Genomic DNA, 556 nt, shown 5'->3' with positions numbered 1-556 from the left:
CGGACTGTGGCTCGACGCGCAGATCGTGCGTCCGCTGAAGCGGCTGCACGACCAGGCGCTGAATGTCGCGACCGGCGCAAGCCGTCGCGGCGTGCGGATGAACCGCGTCGACGAGATCGGCATGACGCTGCGCACGATCAACCAGCTCGGGCTGATGTTCCGCTGGCTCGTCGACGACGTCAGCGAGCAGGTGCACAACGTGCAACGCGCGAGCAACGAGATCGCGCAAGGCAACAACGACCTGAGTGCGCGCACCGAACAGGCCGCGTCGAGCGTGCAGGAGACCGCCGCGTCGATGGCCGAGATGACGGCCACCGTCGACAGCAATGCGGAGACCGCACTGCAAGCGAACCGGCTCGCCGTGTCCGCGAGCGAGGCGGCCGAGCGCGGCGGGCAGGCGGTGAGCGAAGTCGTCACGACGATGAACGACATTACCGACAGCTCGCGCAAGATCGCCGACATCATCGGCGTGATCGACGGCATCGCGTTCCAGACCAACATCCTCGCGCTGAATGCGGCGGTCGAGGCGGCGCGCGCGGGTGAACAGGGGCGGGGT

1 protein-coding gene is annotated in these 556 nt (G+C 68.0%); it reads left to right on the top strand.

The genetic code is table 11. The annotated features are described in order from the left end of the window. The coding region (locus tag U4Z31_RS36960) for a methyl-accepting chemotaxis protein (RefSeq protein ID WP_321812998.1) at positions 1-556 on the top strand (556 nt) is incomplete at both ends.

The organism is Burkholderia sp. BCC1985 (assembly GCF_905339915.1).
In the GTDB taxonomy this organism is placed as follows: Bacteria; Pseudomonadota; Gammaproteobacteria; order Burkholderiales; family Burkholderiaceae; genus Burkholderia.
This window is presented reverse-complemented; position numbering and strand designations above follow the sequence as displayed.